This is a genomic window from Staphylococcus kloosii (genome assembly GCF_032139365.1).
In the GTDB taxonomy this organism is placed as follows: Bacteria; Bacillota; Bacilli; order Staphylococcales; family Staphylococcaceae; genus Staphylococcus; species Staphylococcus kloosii_A.
In genome coordinates this window covers 1-20483 of the sequence record NZ_JAVTDB010000011.1, presented here as the reverse complement: position 1 = coordinate 20483, position 20483 = coordinate 1, and the positions used below count along the sequence as shown (strand labels likewise).

16 protein-coding genes are annotated in these 20483 nt (G+C 34.0%); 11 read left to right on the top strand and 5 right to left on the bottom strand.

Annotation, left to right across the window (positions count from 1 at the left end; genetic code table 11):
- Positions 1 to 79: 79 nt before the first annotated feature.
- Complete coding sequence (locus RPL90_RS00815; protein WP_313541480.1) at positions 80 to 1447, bottom strand: MFS transporter; 1368 nt, start codon at positions 1445 to 1447, stop codon at positions 80 to 82.
- Positions 1448 to 1570: 123 nt separating this feature from the next.
- On the opposite strand from RPL90_RS00815, the gene RPL90_RS00810 reads away from it, so the two are divergent.
- A complete protein-coding gene (locus RPL90_RS00810; protein ID WP_313541479.1) occupies positions 1571 to 2008 on the top strand; it encodes a GNAT family N-acetyltransferase in 438 nt (145 codons plus the stop codon).
- 207 nt (positions 2009 to 2215) lie between these two features.
- Complete coding sequence (locus RPL90_RS00805; RefSeq protein ID WP_313541478.1) at positions 2216 to 3523, top strand: MFS transporter; 1308 nt, start codon at positions 2216 to 2218, stop codon at positions 3521 to 3523.
- Positions 3524 to 3576: 53 nt separating this feature from the next.
- Here RPL90_RS00805 and RPL90_RS00800 read toward each other — a convergent pair whose 3' ends face one another.
- Entirely contained in the window at positions 3577 to 4434 is an 858-nt protein-coding gene (locus RPL90_RS00800; protein WP_313541476.1) for an oxidoreductase, read from the bottom strand.
- A gap of 72 nt (positions 4435 to 4506) precedes the next feature.
- Between RPL90_RS00800 and panB the strand changes: the two genes are divergently transcribed.
- The 3 genes from panB to panD are packed head-to-tail and all read left to right on the top strand — an operon-like array spanning position 4507 to position 6555.
- On the top strand, positions 4507 to 5322 hold the full coding sequence (panB, locus tag RPL90_RS00795) for a 3-methyl-2-oxobutanoate hydroxymethyltransferase (RefSeq protein WP_313541475.1): 816 nt from the start codon (positions 4507 to 4509) through the stop codon (positions 5320 to 5322).
- Complete coding sequence (panC, locus tag RPL90_RS00790; RefSeq protein ID WP_313541473.1) at positions 5319 to 6170, top strand: pantoate--beta-alanine ligase; 852 nt, start codon at positions 5319 to 5321, stop codon at positions 6168 to 6170. The genes panB and panC overlap by 4 nt, the downstream gene beginning before the upstream one ends.
- A 1-nt stretch (position 6171) precedes the next feature.
- Positions 6172 to 6555 carry an aspartate 1-decarboxylase gene (gene panD, locus RPL90_RS00785; RefSeq protein WP_313541472.1) on the top strand — a complete coding sequence of 128 codons (384 nt, stop codon included), beginning with the start codon at positions 6172 to 6174 and terminating at the stop codon, positions 6553 to 6555.
- A gap of 47 nt (positions 6556 to 6602) precedes the next feature.
- Here the strand turns inward: panD and RPL90_RS00780 are convergent, their stop codons facing one another.
- Both RPL90_RS00780 and RPL90_RS00775 read right to left on the bottom strand, forming a co-directional pair.
- Complete coding sequence (locus tag RPL90_RS00780) at positions 6603 to 7544, bottom strand: nucleoside hydrolase (protein WP_313541470.1); 942 nt, start codon at positions 7542 to 7544, stop codon at positions 6603 to 6605.
- A 118-nt stretch (positions 7545 to 7662) separates the two neighbouring features.
- Entirely contained in the window at positions 7663 to 10581 is a 2919-nt protein-coding gene (locus RPL90_RS00775) for a CDP-glycerol glycerophosphotransferase family protein (protein ID WP_313541468.1), read from the bottom strand.
- 337 nt (positions 10582 to 10918) lie between these two features.
- Here RPL90_RS00775 and RPL90_RS00770 point away from each other — a divergent pair, with 337 nt between their 5' ends.
- The 6 genes from RPL90_RS00770 (at position 10919) to argB (ending at position 19149) form a co-directional block, all read left to right on the top strand.
- Positions 10919 to 12307 (top strand): MFS transporter, encoded by a 1389-nt coding sequence (locus RPL90_RS00770; protein ID WP_313541466.1) that lies wholly within the window; start codon positions 10919 to 10921, stop codon positions 12305 to 12307.
- Positions 12308 to 12897: 590 nt separating this feature from the next.
- Positions 12898 to 14547 carry an APC family permease gene (locus tag RPL90_RS00765; RefSeq protein ID WP_313541464.1) on the top strand — a complete coding sequence of 550 codons (1650 nt, stop codon included), beginning with the start codon at positions 12898 to 12900 and terminating at the stop codon, positions 14545 to 14547.
- 328 nt (positions 14548 to 14875) lie between these two features.
- Positions 14876 to 16060: an ornithine--oxo-acid transaminase gene (rocD, locus tag RPL90_RS00760; protein WP_313541522.1), complete on the top strand. Its 1185-nt coding sequence runs from the start codon at positions 14876 to 14878 to the stop codon at positions 16058 to 16060.
- 37 nt (positions 16061 to 16097) lie between these two features.
- A complete protein-coding gene (gene argC / locus RPL90_RS00755; protein WP_313541462.1) occupies positions 16098 to 17123 on the top strand; it encodes an N-acetyl-gamma-glutamyl-phosphate reductase in 1026 nt (341 codons plus the stop codon).
- Positions 17124 to 17139: 16 nt separating this feature from the next.
- Positions 17140 to 18378, top strand: a complete 1239-nt coding sequence (argJ, locus tag RPL90_RS00750) for a bifunctional ornithine acetyltransferase/N-acetylglutamate synthase (RefSeq protein WP_313541461.1) — start codon at positions 17140 to 17142, stop codon at positions 18376 to 18378.
- A gap of 12 nt (positions 18379 to 18390) precedes the next feature.
- Complete coding sequence (gene argB, locus RPL90_RS00745; protein ID WP_313541459.1) at positions 18391 to 19149, top strand: acetylglutamate kinase; 759 nt, start codon at positions 18391 to 18393, stop codon at positions 19147 to 19149.
- A gap of 66 nt (positions 19150 to 19215) precedes the next feature.
- On the opposite strand, the gene RPL90_RS00740 is transcribed toward argB, so the two are convergent.
- Positions 19216 to 20442 (bottom strand): ArgE/DapE family deacylase, encoded by a 1227-nt coding sequence (locus tag RPL90_RS00740; RefSeq protein ID WP_313541457.1) that lies wholly within the window; start codon positions 20440 to 20442, stop codon positions 19216 to 19218.
- Positions 20443 to 20483: the final 41 nt, after the last annotated feature.

Here is a 20483-nt window from a genome sequence, read left to right as displayed (position 1 = left end):
TCAAATATGTGATTAAAAATCACAATATTTGTTTACCCATCTCACAACTTCTTATTCAAGAGTGTGCAAAATTTAAACGTTACGATTTAGCTAATGAACGTCTGTTAGCGAATGTCATGATTAATATAATAACGCCAAGAGAAGCACAGAAAATACCGTCATTATGAATACCTACAGTAATATCTCCGCCTTTAAAAAAGATACCATTAGCCGTAGAAGAGACAATGGCCCCAATATACATAAATGTTCTTAATAATCCAGCTGACATACCGATACTGTCTTTGGGTGCTTGATGATAAAGTGCATTTTGATTAGCTAAATTCATTAATCCTTGAGGTATGCCGAATAATGCAGCTAATAATACCAGTATTATTATTGAAGTTTGAGGATTAATTAGTGTAAAACTTATCATAGTAACAATGCCGGCTAATGTACCTAAATATAATTTATTTTTAGAAGATAAACTACTACCAGTATATTTTGATGCAACAATTGCAATCACAAACATAGGTAACATTAATAAGCCGGCATGACCAGGAGATAAGCCTCTAGCTTCTTCTAACCATTGTGTGTAGCCATATAATACGCTGTAAGAAATAGTTTGAGTTAGTGTTGAACGTATATACGTATTATTTAATGAAGTATTATGCGCTAACAATCTAACATCGATAAATGGTTTTTTGGATTTCATTTCAACAAAGATAAATATAATAAAAGTAACAATACCAATAATTAATAAATATAAGTTTTTAATTGAGGGTTCTGTAAAATATATTATCCATGTTACCAAAGTGATTGTGAAAAGCGTCATACCTATAAAATCAATATAAGTTCTAAGTGCAGTAATTTTGCCTAAAGATTGTGTGACTTTAGGGAAATATAGTACACCAAAGATGATACATAATATTGATAATGGTATATTAACGAAAAATATAGCTTCCCAACCACCAAAATTAATTAATAACCCCCCTAACGTAGGGCCAATCACAGACACAGTTTGGTTGGAGATGGCCAAGACGGTCAGTATACTACTCGGACTATCTTTGCCAGTGCGTTCACCTTCGTATTTAATTAAATACATTGCTGAAGGATAACCCGCACAAGTACCAATGCCTATTAAGAATCGGGCTAATACAAGTCCATAAAAAGAGGGGGTGACGATAGCAAGGATACTTGCTAAACCAACTAAACTAGTTGCAAATAAAAATAATCCTTTTGGTCCGAAGACGTCTACTAATTTACCAATAATAGGTTGGCCAATACTCGTAGCTAAATATAATGAAGTAACAAGCAATGCCGTTTGATAAAAAGGAATATTAAAGGCATGTGCTATTGGAATCATAGCGATAGCTATCATGGAAGAATTGATAGGATTGAGTATAGAGCCGAGTATCATTGGAGGGTATAATTTTTTGTTAAATGTGAGTGCATTGGATGAATTACCCATTTTAACATCTCCTTATCTACTCTGAGTATCAACAACTATAATATGTTAGACTAATAAATTGAGAAAGACAAATAATTAACCTTAAAGCCTTTAATGACAATATAAGTAGAAAGGAGTGTTTTTATGTCAATCAGTCTAGCTACTAAAAGTGATTTGAATGAAATATACAAAGTACAGGCAAAGGCATTTGAAGAGGCTGTTGTTGAGCCTCATTGTTTAACAAATGAAGAGATTCAAAATTTATCTCAAATGGCATTAGAAGATGGCGCCCGTTATTATGCTATGAAGGAAGATAAACAATTTCTAGGATATACCATGTTGGCTGTGAAAGAAGATAAACTTACAGGTGATAAATACGGTTTTATTTACGAATTGTATGTCATGCCGAAATTTAGAAAGCGAGGTTACGGCAAACAATTGATAACTTTCACCAAACAACATTTTAAACAGCTAGGTTATGATAAAGTGCGCTTAAATGTTTATGTTGGCAATGAGGCGCAACAACTCTATAAAAGTTGTGGTTTTGAAGAACGTAATATTACGATGCAATTGAAATTATAATTAGGTAATGAAGTTAAACGGGATAAAGCGCAAATTGAATTATCAGAAAATTGTGTAATTGGTAACCGCTATATTGTTGGTATAACAACAGTTAAGATTCAATATTATTGATGCAGAGTAAAAATAGAATTGACAACGCTTTCAAATAGCGTTAAAGTTTTGATATTTAATGATTCAAGTATATGTTCAAAGGGTGGGGAATATAAGATGAAGAATTATCGTTATTTTATCATCGTTATGATTATCGTTATGACTATGATAAATTACATTGACCGTGGAGGTATCTCCTACGCTCAAGAAGATATTATTAAAGAATTTGGATTTGATAATGTCGCTTGGGGAGCTATCTTAGGTTACTTTGGTTACGGGTATATGTTAGGTTCACTATTTGGTGGTGTACTATCTGATAAAAAGGGTCCGAAGTTCGTATGGATTGTAGCTGGAACATTATGGTCACTATTCGAAATAGCAATGGCTTTTGCAGGTGAATTAGGTATGGCTATTTTTGGTGGCTCGGCCTTAGCAGGGTTCGGTATGTTAAGAATTATATTTGGTTTTGCAGAAGGTCCGATTTTTTCTACAATTAGTAAAACAAACGCCAACTGGGCAGCACCTAAAGAGCGCGGTTTACTCTCTGCTTTAGGTTTAATAGGGGTACCACTTGGTGCATTAATTACTGCACCAGTTGTTTCAGGCTTATTAACGATTACAAATTGGCGTGTATTATTTATATTAATGGGTGTTTTAGGATTGATTTGGGTTGTTATTTGGGCGAAAGTCTTTACAGACTATCCTGAAGACAATAAAAAAGTATCTGCTAGAGAAATTGAAGAAATTCGTTCAACTGAAGATACGGTTAAAGGTGAGAAAACGGTAGAAACAGAACAAAATGCTCACGAAAAATGGTATCACTTCTTTAGAAGTCCGACACTCATTTTCAATACGATAGGTTACTTTGGCTTCCAATACATAAACTTCTTAATATTAACTTGGACGCCTAAATATTTACAAGATGAATATCACTTTGAAATTCATTCGTTATGGTATTTAGGTATGATTCCGTGGATAGGTGCTGTATTTACAGCATACTTTGGAGGTAGATTATCAGATTGGCTACGACATAAAACTGGTAGCTTACGTATTGCCAGATCCGGTTTGGCTATTTTTGGAATGACGTTAGCGGCGATTTGTTTTCTTATCATTCCAACTACCGATAATATTGCCTTTATTTTAATACTAATGATGTTAGGTAATGCATGTGTGTTCTTACCCAATGCGGTATATTGGGCGGTTGTTATTGATACAGCTCCAAAAAATTCAGGTACATTTGGTGGTATCATGCACTTTTTCGTAAACTCTGCGACAATAATTGCACCAACATTAACAGGTATTTTAGTATCTGCCTATGGGTATGGTTCTATGTTCATATCAGCAGTTATTGCAGCCGTCATTGGTATTGTAGCAATGAGTTTCGTTAAACCAGGTCTGAAAAAAATTAAGACACTAACGAATTAATAAAGATAACAAAAGCTGAGGCATTAATTATGTCTCAGCTTTTTTGGCGATTATTAGTCGTGCATATAGCCATGAAGTAAAGTATAAGTTGTTGTAATAGTTGGTGTAGCTAAATTATGTTTTTGAGCTGTACGATAAATATATCCTTGAATCGCTTCTACTTCTAATGGTCTCCCTGCACTGATGTCATAATACATGCTCGTACCCATTTCGTCTGGGTAACCATCGTAAATAGTCATGATTTGCGTCACAATGTCTTTTGGCAAGTTCACGCCTTCAGCTAATGCAATCTGAGCACCTTCGTCGATTAATTGGCGACATAAATGATTTACTTTATTGTCTTTAAGCACTTTAGCTGTTGAGCGTGTTAATGCAGTGACAGTATTAATACCTAAGTTAACGAGTAATTTATACCAAATCGTGTCTTCTATATGTTGTTCTAGTTTTAAGTCTAAGTTTGTCGGAGCTAATAGTTGGACTAGATTACGTGTCTCTGGACTATCTTGAACGTGTAAACGTTTATCTCTAAAGTGGGTCACGGTATTTTGCTCTTTCTGACCACTAATATAAACGACTGCTTGATAGACGTTTGGCAATGAGAATGCTGCTAAATTTGAGCGCCCATTTTGTGCTAACACTATGATGCTATCTTGGTGAGTAATGCGTTTAATATCTTCTATGATGGTATCTAATTGATATGTTTTTACTGCCACAAATAAGACATCAACTTTTGTTATCGTTGCTGCTAAAGATTGCACCTGTAATGGGTGCATAGGCATATGATTTCCTGGGTAATATGAGAGTGTTGCGTTCTGTCTACCTAAGAGTAACGTATCGCTAAAGTGTTGTTGTAACTCAAAAGCAATAGTGGAACCTACTGCACCAGGACCTATAATGGCAAATTTTGTCATGTTAAGTACTTCCTTTTTTCGTATGAATTCTATATACTATTGCTAATATTATAACAAATAAGGAGAATAATATTGAAAACTTTAAATCAATTATTATTAATGAAAGAACAGAAAGAAAAAATTTCAATGATTACTGCTTATGACTACCCAAGTGCAAAACAAGCCGAAGCAGCAAGTATAGATACAATTTTAGTTGGTGATTCTTTAGGAATGACTGTATTAGGTTACGATAGTACCGTTGAAGTAACGCTTGAAGATATGATCCATCATAGTAAGGCGGTACGTCGGGGTGCACCGAATACTTTCGTAGTAGTAGATATGCCGTTTGGTACGGTTGGTGTTAGCGAAGAACAAGATTTATTATTAGCGAAACAGTTATATCAACAAAGTAATGCCAATGCTATTAAAGTTGAGGGGACCCACATAGCGCCTTTTATTACACGTTGTAGTAATATAGGTATTCCAGTCGTGGCGCATTTAGGTTTAACACCTCAAAGTGTTGGTATTATGGGATATAAAATGCAAGCCGCTACTTTAGAAGCCGCTGAAAAGTTAATACAAGATTGCAAAAATATGGAACAAGCTGGTGCAGTGATGATTGTTTTAGAAGCGGTCCCAAGTGACCTTGCACAAAAAATTAGTACAACGTTATCGATACCAGTCATCGGCATTGGAGCTGGCAATGGTACGGATGGGCAAGTATTAGTTTACCATGATGTTTTAAATTATGGCGTTGAACGACAAGCAAAATTTGTGAAACAATATGGGGACTTTAACAATGGTATAGACGCGCTGTCTCAATATCATCAAGAGGTTAAGGAAGGCACATTCCCTTCAGCTGAACACACATACAAGAAAAAGATTTGGGATGAGGTGACACCAGATTGACAGAAATAATAACCCATATTTCAGAGATGCAAAAAATAACTTCTGATGTTAAAAGACATGGTCAGACAATTGGTTTTGTCCCTACAATGGGCGCGTTACATGACGGTCATTTAACAATGATGAAACAATCTATAAAAGAACAAGATATTACAATTATGAGTGTGTTTGTGAATCCCTTGCAATTTGGTCCAAACGAAGATTTTGATGCTTATCCTCGCCAAATCGAACAAGATGTGGCGATGGTTAAGCATATCGGCGTCGATTATGTATTTTATCCAGCTACAGACGAGATGTATCCAGGCGCTATAGACATTAACGTTACGGTTGGTAGATTGGCGTCAGTATTAGAAGGCGAAAAAAGACCAGGGCATTTTGATGGAGTGGTTACGGTCGTCAATAAATTGTTTAATATAGTGCAACCGGATGTCGCGTACTTTGGCAAAAAAGATGCACAACAATTGGCGATTGTAGAAAAGATGGTTGAAGATTTTAATCATAATATTATAATTCGTGGCGTAGATATAGTTAGAGAAGCTGATGGTCTTGCTAAAAGCTCACGTAACGTATATTTGACTGACAAAGAACGTGAAGAGGCGCCTCATTTGTATCAAAGTTTGAAACTAGCCGAACGTTTATATCAAAATGGTGAGCGTAACAGCGATACAATTATAGCCGAAATTAATAATTATTTATCACAAAATACAAGTGGATATATCGAAGAAGTTGCGGTATATAGTTATCCTGAATTAATCGAGCAACAGCATATTTCAGGTGAAATATTTATATCGTTGGCAGTAAAGTTTTCACAAGCTAGATTAATTGATAACGTTATAATAGGAGATAACTAAAATGATTAGAACAATGATGAATGCAAAGATTCATAGAGCAAGAGTAACAGAATCCAATTTAAATTATGTAGGGAGTATAACGATTGACAAAGATATTTTAGAAGCGGTGGATATTTTACCTAATGAAAAAGTGGCGATTGTTAACAATAATAATGGCGCACGCTTTGAGACATACGTTATTGAAGGAGAACGTGGTAGCGGCAAAATTTGTTTAAATGGTGCTGCCTCAAGATTAGTAGAAGTTGATGATGTAGTTATTATCATGACATATGTTCAATTGAACGAAGAAGAATTAATCAATCATGCACCAAAAGTAGCAGTTATGGATGAATATAATGCTATAACGCAAATGATACATGAGCGTGAAAATGAAATTGTGCTATAACTATAAAAAAGACCTTAAACATAGTGTTTAAGGCCTTTTTTTGTTTATTAATGGATGACTTTTTTAGCTAATGACGTAATGTAATTAAAAAATGCATCATGTTCTACATGATTAACCACATTTATGTCGCGCCCATGATTGTCGTCTATATAAGTTTTGCCTTGGCTAGGCCCATTAGTCGTGACAGAAGCTTTCACTTGTTGTTGTTTTACAAGGTCAGGTTTGCCTACATAAGCAGTAGTTAATACATCCCATAAAAAATAAGTCGAATTAGTTTGGAAATGTGTAAGTGGGGGCACAGCAGCATAACTAACACCTAAGAAATCAACCCCGATATGATGACGTTCTTGTGCCCACATTTGTCTTATATGCCATGTTAAAGGTACTTGGTTCGTACTTTCTAGCGCGATCATATCAATTTGTATCTTAGTGTTAAAAACAGTTGCAACTGCTTCTGGATCCCAATAGGCATTCCATTCAGCAGTGCCATCATGTTCTGGTTCTTCAACGTTGCCTTTATTTAAAAATGTACCGCCCATCCATACTAAGCGATTAATTTTATCTTCGATAGAAGGCATTATCGTTAACGCTTTTGCTAAATCTGTCAGTGGACCGGTAAACAATAATGTAACTTTATTAGTCGATTGTTGTAACTTCTGAACAATATCTTCTGCTGCACTATGAGTTGTTTGAGATGATAACGTATTAGTCGTTTCGTTTAAAATAGGTAATGCATCAATGAAAAAAGCATGCATTCGCCATTCTTTAGGAAAAGGATTCTTGCCTCGCTCAGTAGAAGCAGCCACGTCTAGTTTATTGTGGCCAAAGCGATTTATAATTTTCTGAGACGCACTTGTAGCAGGTTCAATATAACTATCGGCACCGATAGCACTTACCCCAATAAGTTCAATATTCTCCATTTGTAATAATACAAAGAGTGAAATTAAATCATCTACACCACCATCGTGGTTGAAATAAATATGTTGCATATATAAAGCCTCCATCAAAATTGTTCTTTTTAATTTAATTATAGCATGACGGTTTTTGGATATTTAGGGAACCATAAATAAAAGCCTGAAACCTATTGCAGTTTCAGACTTTCATTTACTATATATTTCTATTAGTCATAATTTCAGTAATACCTTGCCAATATGGCGATGTTTGTTCTAAGTTCTCTACGTAATCGAAAGTACTATCTCCAAATAAACGACGCGCTTCTCTTTCATAAGCTGTTTGACGCGCTTGTTTCATAGTAACATCGTGATAAACTTCGTCTTTATTAAGGTCGGTAATTGCCATCATTTCTTTTAAAGTCATTGGCATAGGTCCCGCATGAGCTAAAAAGTTAACTGATTCGTCTAATTGTTGCATGTACTTAAATTTTTCAGTATCTTCAGCGATTTGTTTTTTTAACATTACTGACACACTATGCTGATTAGCAATATTGCTATTTACGTCATTTACAAATTGAGGCAATACAGTACTATCTGAGAATGTACCACCTAAATACAAGTCATGGTGTTGATAATTGCTATCTTTTATCATTTCTACCTGGCTTGTATCTCCATAAAAGAACCATTTTGCGACAGCTTCGCCGGAGTGTCCATTATCCAGAGGACAGAATTTGTCTTTAGCTGCCAAATATTGCGAAGAAGGTGTAGGATCGTCTAGGCCTCTTTGAACAGCTTTTACAAGTTGGTCTGTGTTTTTAGCGATAAATCCAGGTAATTCATCAATAGATAAATTTAACCCTCTTGAAGCAACGTAGTCGTCTATATCGTAAATATAGTGAACAATAGGTCGCTCAGTCGGTATAAAATCAAAGAAGACACTAGAGTAATCAGATATAATCACGTCGGTAATATTTAATAATTCATTCGTTGCAATGTCGTTAGGTGGCAAAATAATATTTTCAGGAAGCTTTACATTTTTTAACAACCCTTGCGTGATCGTATGACCACGGAATAATATATTGGCATCTAATTTAGCTAATTGGGACAAGTCATGCACAAGTTTGTCAGTATCGAAGCTGTTTCCTTGTTTATTTTCACCTCGCCATGTCGGTGCATATAATACAATTTTCTTAGTTTTATCTAGATTATTAATATGATTTTTCATATATTCTTGTAATTCTGAACTTGCATTTAACGTTACGTCAATACGAGGGTAGCCTGCTTTAGCCATTTCACCGGCGTAAATACCTTCAATTGAATACGCTGATTTTTGTTTTCCTACCATGAAGTCATTGGGTGACAAAATATGCGTGGCTTGCAGTAGGTTTCTCGTGCTACCAGCGACACCTAGTTGTGTACCAGCGCTATCACGGCCAACAGTTTTATAAAAGACGCCATGCGTCGTTTGTAAATATTTTTGTTCAGGCTTACGTGTAACAAAGTCGCTAAATGTCGAGTTACAAATAAGATATTTAGCTGTCGAAATATATTTAAAATAAGCGTCTGAGTTACGTTTTACAAAGATAATATTATCTTTATTTTTAAGCGTTTTTGGAATGTTATTAAAGTTATTTACGACCCATACATGAGTGAAATCTTCAAAATCTTGATGGTCTAATACATAATCAAAAACGCCAGCTGGATTACACATCACACGTGCGCCACTTAAACTTTCATAGAAAACCATTTTGTCATCGATATTGTAGTGATTGTAACTTATACCATAGCGGATAGATAATTTTTTAATATTTTTATCGTAGGTCGCTTTACCCATATTACTTGGCATACTGAAAAGCTCAGCCTCATTATAAGCTGCTAATGCTTGGTCGTATTTGCCTAATTTATTATAAATGCGCGCAAGTTTGCGGTAATTGCCAGGGCGATGCGTTTGTTGACGCTCTATAGCACTTTCAAACCATTTTTCTGCATTTTTAAAATCACCAATATCTTCATAACTAACAGCTAAATTATAATGCCATGGAGATAATACTTTATCTCTTTGTAATGCTTGTTCGAAATAATGAATCGCATTTTGAGGTTGTTTTAACTTTCTATAAAGTAAACCTATTTCGTAAATTAAATTGGCATCATCAGGTAACAAATCCAATTGTTTAACAAAGGCATCAATTGCTAATTGCCAATGCTTGTGTTGTTCGTGGATTACGCCAATCCCCCATATATGTGCTTTGTCATTATCGCTTAAACATGTTGCTTCAGTAAAGCTTTTATTAGCAGCGCTAGTATCATCTAATTTAAGTTGAATAAGGCCGAGCTCGTAATATATATTACCAAGTTCTCTTGGCGAATACTGATCGACATTGTTATCAATCGTGTGTTTATAATATTTAACGGCTTCTTGATCGTGTTGCTGTTTTTCTAAATGAACGGCTAATTGATACGCTTTGACAACATCAGTTGGATGAGAAGCTAAATATTTTTTTATATAAGGTACTGCTTTGTCATATTGTTTATTCTTTTTGTAAGCGTCTATAATCAATAATAAAGCTTCAGCATTTGCTGTGAAACGGCTTAAATAATAGTTTGCATGTTGAATTGCTTCATTATATTGTTTTAGCTTTAAGTAATAATGGGCTATTTCTAAATTTAAGTCATAGTCATTAGGGTGTTGAGTCAAATATTGAGATAAATAACTAACTGCCGTTTTAGTATTATAAAGTTTTAAATGCGTTTGAGCTATTTTTAATAAAGATTGACCATCTTGTGGGTGAAACTTTAAGTATTCCTCTAACCATTTTATAGATTGTTCTTTTTTATTTAATTGCTCAAAAATGAATGCCTTTTGTTTATAAAATAAATGTTGCTGTTCTTTAGTTTCGTGGTCTATGGCCTTATTAATATAATGTAATGCTTCTTTCCATTTTTGTTGATTAAATGCTAATTTTGAAAGTTCAGCATAATAACCAGCTTGTTTTTTTAACAATGGGTATAAATTTTTCAAACTATCATATTTAATTGCATCATCTGTAGTTTCTTTATGTGTCTTATATGAATAGTAAGCCCCAGGTAGTTTTATAATGTTTTTTACTTTTTTTAAATTATTTTGAATAGGCACTTGCATACATCCTCGTCTATAATCCATTTTAGATATTTAAAATGGATTTGAATTAATATAATCTTAGACGAATTATACTACATTTTATGCAATATTAAAAAGCATACTAAATAAATTTAAACAATATATAAAGCACTCGTTATAATTATTATAATGAGTACATAAACTATAAATAATTTATATCAAATATAAATTACATACTTTAACTAAATAATCATACGTAACCCCATTTAATAAAATGACTATCGAATTAAATTGTTGCTTTTGGCAATAATGTGTTTATTGAAACTTTAATAGGTTATGTGTTTATATAGATACAAATAAGGGGTGTATTAATGTGAAATTTAAAAAGGAACATGTTAATTACGTCGATCCAGAGAAGACGACTAAGAGTGTCGTTGCTACAGGGATAGGTAACGCCATTGAGTGGTTTGACTTTGGATTGTATGCACAATTAGCAGTTATTTTAAGTCACAATTTCTTTGGAAATATGCCACAGGAAATTCAAATGGCATCAACGTTCGCAGTCTTTGCGTTTGCGTTTATCGTCAGACCGGTGGGCGGAATATTTTTCAGTCATTTAGGGGATAAACATGGAAGGAAATTAGTCTTAGCCACAACGATTATTCTCATGGCGGTTTCTACGCTAGCTTTAGGTTTACTACCAACGCAGGAACATATAGGGATATGGGCGCCAATACTATTACTCGTAGTTAGAATGATACAATCATTTTCTACTGGTGGTGAATATGCTGGTGCGATGACATATATAGCCGAAACATCTCCAGATAAAACGCGAGGTAAATTAGGTAGTGGTCTAGAGATTGGTACACTTAGTGGCAGTATTATGGCAGCGATATTAGCTGGGATAATGTATTCACTATTAAATGATCAACAAATGCAAGATTGGGGTTGGAGAATACCGTTTATTATCGCAGCTCCGTTAGGTATTATTGGTCTTTTCTTACGTTCTACTTTAGATGAAAGTCCAGCTTATGAATCAACATTAGAAGAAAAAGAAGAGTTAGAATATTCATATATGGATATTTTTAAATATTATTGGAAAGACGTATTAGTTTGTTTCACAGGTGTAGCATTTTTAAATGTAGCTAATTACATGGTGTTATCATTTATGCCATCATTTTTAAATAGTACACTTAATCTTGGTGGAACAATGAGTTCTATTTTAAGTACTATTACAATGGCCGTTATGATTCCAGCGGTGTTCTTCTTTGGTTGGTATAGTGACAAAATTGGAAATAAAAGAGCGACGATGTTTGGCTTAGTAGGATTTAGTTTATTTTCAATTTTAGCATTTTATTTAATGAGTATACCGTCTATACCAGTCGTAATCATAGGGTTGTTTATCATTGCACTATTTATGTCAACATTTGAAGGCGTTATGCCTTCTGTCTTACCTAGTATGTTCCATACAAAAGTAAGATTAAGAACATTGTCTTTAGTATATAACATTGGTGCTGCAGTGTTTGGTGGTTTAACGCCATTTATTCTTTCTACATTAGTCAGTACTACGGGTCAAGAAATCGCACCTTCATACTATTTAATGTTTATAAACGTTGTAGGTTTGATAATATTTGCGTTTATGTTTAAGTCTACTTCAAACAAATCTTTAAGAGGTGCTTATCCTAATGTCGAAAACCGTTCGGATTATGAAGAGGTAATTAGAAATCCGAAAGACGCATTATGGTGGGATAAAGAAGAATAATCAAATTTTGAGTAGTAAGTCTATATTTGTACTAATTATTGCTTGTACAAATATAGGCTTTTTTATGACTTTAAGTGTATCCATATGAATAGGTGTAAAAAATTTAAATTTAATGTTACTATGGCTTCTTGGTATTTGAGTTACATGGAAAAGTACTTAAAATAAAATTGAAAGAAGGTTGAAATAGCAAAATTTCACTATATTAAAGCAAAAAATAAGTAAAAGTGTACAATTACAATAATATTTTTTTGGGCATTGAAAATACTAGTAAACACTGATATTGTGCGATTTGTATCGATGTTTCGTTTTATATAGCTTATGGTAATTTTATCCGTTAAATGAATAAATAAGTAACATTAGAAATTGCTATATTGCTACAAAGCAAACGGCTGAGAGTTCTTTAACTTTACAATGATAAATATACAAATATCACTTATATAATGTATTAAAATGCAAAAAATGTTATATCGAATTTCAATTTGACTGAATTGTAAATATGCGTATAATAACAGACTATACAATAAATTGAATATAGTTGTTGTGCAACATAAAATTTCGGTTTTTTAAAGACGAAAAGAGTAGGGGTTTTTATGGATAAAAAAGAAACGAATAGCAAGATTAATCTGCCACAACTTGTGCTATTAGGTTTAGGTTCGCTAATAGGTTCAGGTTGGTTGTTTGGGGCATGGGAGGCTTCATCATTAGCTGGGCCTGCCGCAATTATTTCATGGGTTATTGGTTTTATTGTTATCGGAACACTTGCCTATAACTATATTGAAATAGGTACCATGTTCCCACAATCTGGTGGTATGAGTAACTATGCACAATATACCCACGGCTCGTTATTAGGGTTCATTGCCGCGTGGGCAAACTGGGTTTCACTTGTAACGATTATTCCTATAGAGGCTGTATCTGCAGTTCAATATATGAGTTCATGGCCTTGGGATTGGGCGAAGCCTATGCACCATTTAATGGCAGGTGGATCGATTAGTAACATCGGTTTATTAGCAACATTTGTAATTATTATTATCTTTTCATTATTAAACTATTGGTCAGTAAAATTATTAACTTCATTTACAAGTTTAATTTCAATCTTCAAATTAGGTGTACCTTGTTTAACTATTATCATGTTAATGATTTCTAGTTTCGATACAGGTAACTATGGTCATTCAGCAAGTACATTTATGCCATATGGTAGTGCACCTATTTTCGCAGCTACAACTGCTTCAGGTATAATTTTCTCATTTAATGCATTCCAAACAATCATTAATATGGGTTCTGAAATTACAAAACCTAATAAAAATATTGCACGTGGTATTGCAATATCGTTAACACTAAGTGCTGTATTATACATTATTTTACAAAGTACCTTTATTACTGCGATGCCATCATCTATGTTGCATGATCATGGTTGGTCAGGCATTAACTTTAATTCACCATTCGCTGACATGGCGATTTTATTAAGTTTAAACTGGTTAGCAATCTTGTTATACATTGAAGCGTTCGTATCTCCGTTTGGTACAGGCGTATCATTTGTTGCCGTAACAGGCCGTGTATTACAAGCTATGGAACAAAATGGTCATATTCCTAAATTCTTAGGTAAAATAAATAAAAAATATCAAATCCCACGTATTGCTATTATCTTTAATGCGATCACTAGTATGATAATGGTTGCGATATTCCGCGATTGGGCAGTGTTAGCAAGTGTCATTTCCACTTCTACATTGGTTGCTTATTTAACAGGTCCAACGACTGTAATTGCTTTACGTAAAATGGGACCAAAAATGCACAGACCATTCCGTGCAAATCTATTGAAGGTTATGGCACCACTGTCATTCGTACTTGCTTCATTAACAATTTATTGGGCGAAGTGGCCGACGACTGCAGAAGTTATATTTATTATCATTTTAGGTTTGCCAGTCTATTTCTTCTATGAATATAAAATGAATTGGAAAAACACTAAAAAACAAGTCGGTGGCAGTTTATGGATTATTATCTATTTAATTGTACTTTCATTACTGTCATTTATTGGTAGTAAGGAATTTAATGGTATGAATTTAATACACTATCCATATGATTTCTTAGTAGTGGCTATTGTTGCGTTTATTTTCTATAAATTAGGTACAATCAGTCATTTTGAAAGTATCTACTTTAAACGTGCTAAAAAAATCAATAAAGATATGAAGAAAGATCTAGATGAACAACATGCTTCAGAAGAAAGTAATGAAGCAAAAGCTTAATTAATATTGAATAGCAAAAAGTACTAGCGCGCATTAATGTGCACTAGTACTTTTTTTATTAAGATTAATAAAGGTATCATATGGAACGTACAATACCTTTGTATGTTATTGCATAATTAATGCATATTATATTTAATAAATATTTGGGACTCAATATTATTTATAATCATACAATGTTAAATAAAAATGTTGTTTTCTAGCTATTTTTGGAAATTGAAAAAAGATCAAAAAATATCGAAAACATGTTTGACTAATTAAAAAATGAGGTGTATGATAACGAATATTAATTCAAATTTCAGAATAAATAATTAAAAGGAAGAGGGTTATGATGAACGATTTAATCGCACATACAGATTTATATAGTTCAATCAACTATAGTCCGACAAAATTAGTTCTAAGTGAAGGAAAAGGCTCTAAAGTTTGGGATATTGATGGCAATGAATACATTGATTGTATATCAGGCTTTTCAGTAGTCAACCATGGTCATTGTCATCCTAAGGTTATTGAAGCATTTCAACAACAAAGTCAAAAAATAACAATGATTTCACGTGCGCTATATAGTGAAAATTTGGGGCAATGGGAAGAGAAAATTTGTAAATTAACAAATAAAGATAAAGTTTTGCCGATGAATACCGGCACGGAAGCGATAGAAACTGCTATTAAGATTGCGCGTAAATGGGGAACTGATGTTAAAGCAATTCCCGAAAATGAAACAGAGATAATCGCTATGAATGGAAATTTCCATGGGCGTACATTAGGCGCATTATCGTTGTCTTCGCAAGACAGCTATAAACAAGGTTTTGGTCCGTTACTCGATAATATACACTATATCGATTTCGGCGATGTTGAACATTTAAAATCATTAATTAACGACAAGACAACTGCCATTATATTAGAACCAATTCAAGGCGAGGGTGGCGTTAATATACCGCCGGATTATTTTATTGAAACGGTTAGAGCATTGTGTGATGAGCATAATATTTTATTTATCGCCGATGAAATTCAAGTTGGCTTAGGTCGTACTGGTAAAATGCTTGCAACAGAATGGGAAGGTGTAGAAGCTGATATCTATTTACTCGGTAAATCTTTAGGTGGTGGACTTTATCCAATCTCAGCAGTGTTAGCTAATAAAGAGATAATGGAAGTATTAACACCAGGTACACATGGTTCGACATTCGGTGGTAACCCATTAGCATGTGCAGTATCAATGGCAGCACTTGATGTACTCGTTGATGAGGATTTAATTAAGCGCTCGGCTGACTTAGGTCAAAAATTACTGAATCAATTACAACTCATCGATAGTGATTTGATTACAGATGTTAGAGGTAGGGGTTTATTTATCGGTATTGAACTTAATGAAAATGCACAGTCATATTGTTTAGAAATGATTGATCAGGGCGTGTTATGTAAAGAAACGCAAGGTAATATTATTAGAATAGCGCCACCACTAGTTATTAGTGAAGAAGAAATTAATAAAGTAGTAGAAGTAATAACAAACGTACTCAAAAAATAAATTAAAAAGACCGAATATTCTGAAAGGAATGAATGTCATGATTGAAGTTGGCATAGTAGGTGGTAGCGGATATGGTGCAGTTGAATTAATCCGTTTATTACAACATCACCCAGAAGTGACAATTAAATACATCTTTTCACATTCAAAAGCTGATGAACCAGTAAGTCATACATTTCCGCATTTAAATCATTTAACATATCAATTTGTATCTATTGATGATATTGATGTGGACTGTGACGTGGTATTTTTCGCTACACCCTCTAACGTAAGTAAACATCTTGCCCCTCGCTTTTTAGAACAAGGGATTAAAGTGATCGATTTATCTGGGGATTTTAGATTAAAAAATCGTGATTTATATAAACAATTTTATGGTGAAGAAGCAGCACCTCAAGCGTTGTTAGATGAAGCAGATTATAGTATCGCTGAGTGGTCTTCAACAAATGAAGCGAATCTTATTGCGAATCCCGGTTGTTTCCCGACTGCAACTTTATTAGGGTTACATCCTTTAGTTGAGGAACAATTAATTGATTTAAAATCTATTATTGTTGATGCTAAAACTGGCGTATCAGGTGCAGGAAGAGCATTGGCACAACATGTTCATTATGCCGAAATGAATGATAACTTAAGTGCCTATGCGATAGGTAAACATAAGCATAAGCCCGAAATTGAACAATATTTATCTGAAGTTGCAGGACAACGTGTCGGTGTGACTTTTACACCACATTTAATACCTATGACGAGAGGTATTTTAGCTACGATCTACGTAAATTTAAATAGAGATATGACAGTCGAAGCACTACACAACTTGTATCAAGATAAATATCATAATGCCGATTTTGTCAGAATTAGAAATATTGGAGAATTTCCAAAAACGAAAGAAGTTTATGGTAGTAACTATTGCGACATTGGTGTGTATGTAGATGAAACGAATAATCAAGCAATCATCGTGTCGGTTATTGATAATTTAGTCAAAGGCGCGAGTGGTCAAGCAATTCAAAATTTAAATAAGTTATTTAATTTAGAACAGATGACTGGATTAAACCAATTACCAGTTTATCCTTAAAGATTGGAGAGATGGGATGCAAGATATACAAAAGGTAGACGAAGAAAGTAAGTTTAAAATAGATCAATCTGGAGATGTAAGTTCACCATTAGGATTTATTTCTGGTGGTTTACATACAGGATTAAGAAAAAGCAAACATGATTTTGGCTGGATATATTCGACGACAGAAGCACAAGCAGCTGGTGTTTATACGTTGAATCGATTCAAAGCTGCACCATTACAATTAACTCAAGATAGTGTTGCTGTGAATAATACATTACAAGCCATTGTGGTTAATTCTGCAATTGCCAATGCGTGTACTGGAGAACAAGGCGTTAAGGATGCTCAAGATATGCAAAATTGGGTAGCTCATAAATTAAACATTGCAAATCATAACGTTGGCGTTGCTTCTACAGGCGTTATAGGTGATTTCTTACCAATGGATAAAATTCAATACGGCGCTGAACATGTACTCGATGAACAATATAACTATAGTGAAAACTTTAATAAGGCTATATTAACTACTGATTTATTTCCAAAACATGTTGCTGTGGAAGTAGACATTGATGGGCAAAAGGTTACTATAGGGGGCACGGCAAAAGGTTCAGGCATGATTCATCCAAATATGGCGACCATGCTTGGATTTATTACTACTGATGCAAATATAACTGCTTCGAAGTTACAACAAGTATTAAAATCTGCGATTGATGCTTCTTTTAATATGATTACTGTGGATGGAGATTGTAGTACAAATGACATGGTTTTATTTATGGCTAATGGCCAAGTTAACCATAATGAATTAGATGAAAAGCATCCAAATTGGCAAGCCTTCGTAGCTGCAGTCAAGTATGTTTGTAACACTTTAGCTAAATCTATAGCTAAAGATGGTGAAGGTGCAACTAAGTTAGTTACTTCTAAAGTGACTGGCGCTCAGAATATAGAAGAAGCACGTAAAATAGCTAAAAGTATCGTGTCATCTAATTTAGTTAAAACAGCTATTCATGGCGAGGATGCCAATTTCGGTCGTATTGTAGCTGCGATTGGGTATGCGTCAGAAGTGGTTGACCCTAATGAAACCTTTGTAACCTTATGTGGTCTTCCAGTCGTTGATAAAGGCGTGTTTTTATCATTTGATGAAGAAGAAATGAAAAAACGTTTAAGTGAAGATAATATAGCTATTCGTGCTCAAGTAGGTAAAGGTGATGGTCAAGCTGTAGCTTATGGTTGTGACTTGTCATACGATTACGTACGCATTAATGCATCGTACAGAACGTAAAGGAGAATCTTTATGAGTTATATCGTGATAAAAATTGGTGGTAGTACTTTAACGAATTTAGATGATTCAATTATTGACGATATTTATAAATTGCAAGAGCAAGGTTATAAACCAGTTATCGTTCATGGTGGAGGTCCATTTATCAATGAGGCATTGAGTCATTATAATGTTGAACCTGAATTTAAAGACGGTTTAAGAGTGACCTCAGCGCAAGTGCTAGATGTGACTTGTCAAACATTGATTGGAAAAGTTAATCCTCAAATTGTAGCTAAGCTAAATAAAATAGGGCAAAGTGCAATAGGCTTAAATGGTATGGATGCACAATTTTTCGATATTGAACCACTTGATAAAAAGTATGGTTATGTAGGGACGCCGACACTTATTAATACAAAATTATTGAGCCATTTAACTGACCATTATATTCCTGTGATCGCGTCTATTGGTTTAAAACAAGGTACTACGCAACAATATAATATAAATGCCGATACATTAGCGTATAAAATAGCAGAAGCGTTAGCTGCTCCGTTATATATATTAAGTGATATTCCTGGCGTCTTAATAGAAGATGAAGTACAACATTCTCTTAGCGCAAATGATATAAAAAGATATATTCAACAAAAACATATATATGGTGGCATGATACCTAAAGTACAAGATGCAGTATTAGCCATTAATAACGGATGTGCAAAAGTGATAATTGCTGCAGGTTCAGAACAGCATATTGTTCGAAAAGTACACGAAGGTCATTCTGTAGGCACTACAATTCATTAAAAAAAGAGGTTAAGTTGCGACACAAAAGCGTCGGGACTTAACCTCTTTTTGTACTATAAAGCTGTATTATTTTGTATAAGTTGTTAAAAGTTCTTTATAGAAATCGATGAATTGTAAATATTTTTCTTTACTTACACATTCGTCTAATTGGTGTGGGTTTTCACCAGGACCAAATACTAATAATGGGAAAGATTCATCTTTACTTTTTAGTAAATTAGAAGCATCTGTAACGGCAACTGTAGGTGATGCTATGAAATCTCTATTGAATAAACGATCGCCAATTGATTTAGCAGTATCGATTAATGTGTTTTTGCCTGTTGTTAATACAGGGTCTAAATCTAAATAAAGATCACTTTCTAAAGAACCACCATTTTCATTGTGTTTAGATAAAGTTTCATTGAATAATGATTTAACTTGATTGTTATCATATTCAGGAATAGTACGAATATTAAAGTCGGCAGTAGCTGATTCAGGTACTGAATTGACTTGTACGCCACCGTTAATTAACGTATTGCTTATTACTAAACCACTTAAAACATCTTCAACATCATCTTTAGTAACGTTGTTTGGTAATGTCTTATTAAAGTTTGAAATTAAGTTAGAGAAATCAAATGCTTCGCCTTTAACGTCTCTAGAAATTTGTTGTGCAGCATCATCAATATCTTGAATGAATTTAAGTAATGGTGTGATTGCATTTTTACCTATAATTGGCATAGAGCTATGTGCTGATACGCCATTAGATTTAATACGATAGTCCATTGAACCTTTATGTGCATATACAAGCATATCTTGACAAGGTTCAGCAATGACAAGTGCTTCCACGTCATCCATATAACCTTTTTCATATAAGCTTTGAGAACCTAATTGTTCCATTTCTTCACCGGTAGTGGCTAAAAATCTAATTTTACCATTAGTTAATGCATTGCTATTGTGAATATCGATTAGTGAAATTGCTAGCGCAGCTAGACCAGATTTCATATCTGCGGCACCTCTACCATATAAAAAACCATTGTCTTCAGTTAATTTAAATGGTTCATATGACCATTGAGAACGGTCGCCTTCAGATACAACGTCCATGTGACCTGAAATACCGATGACTGGTCCTTGGTCACCAATTTCAGCGATTAAATTTGCACGACGTTCATCTACTTGATCGATTGTAGATTCAATGCCGTGTTGTTGGAAAAGGTTTTGAAGATATTTACAAACCTCAAGTTCATTATCATTAACTGTGTTCATTTCCACAATATCTGATAAAATCTGTACTTTTTCTTCGTTAGAAAATGTACTCATGTTATACCACTCCTTTGACAAACTATATAAAGTATACACTT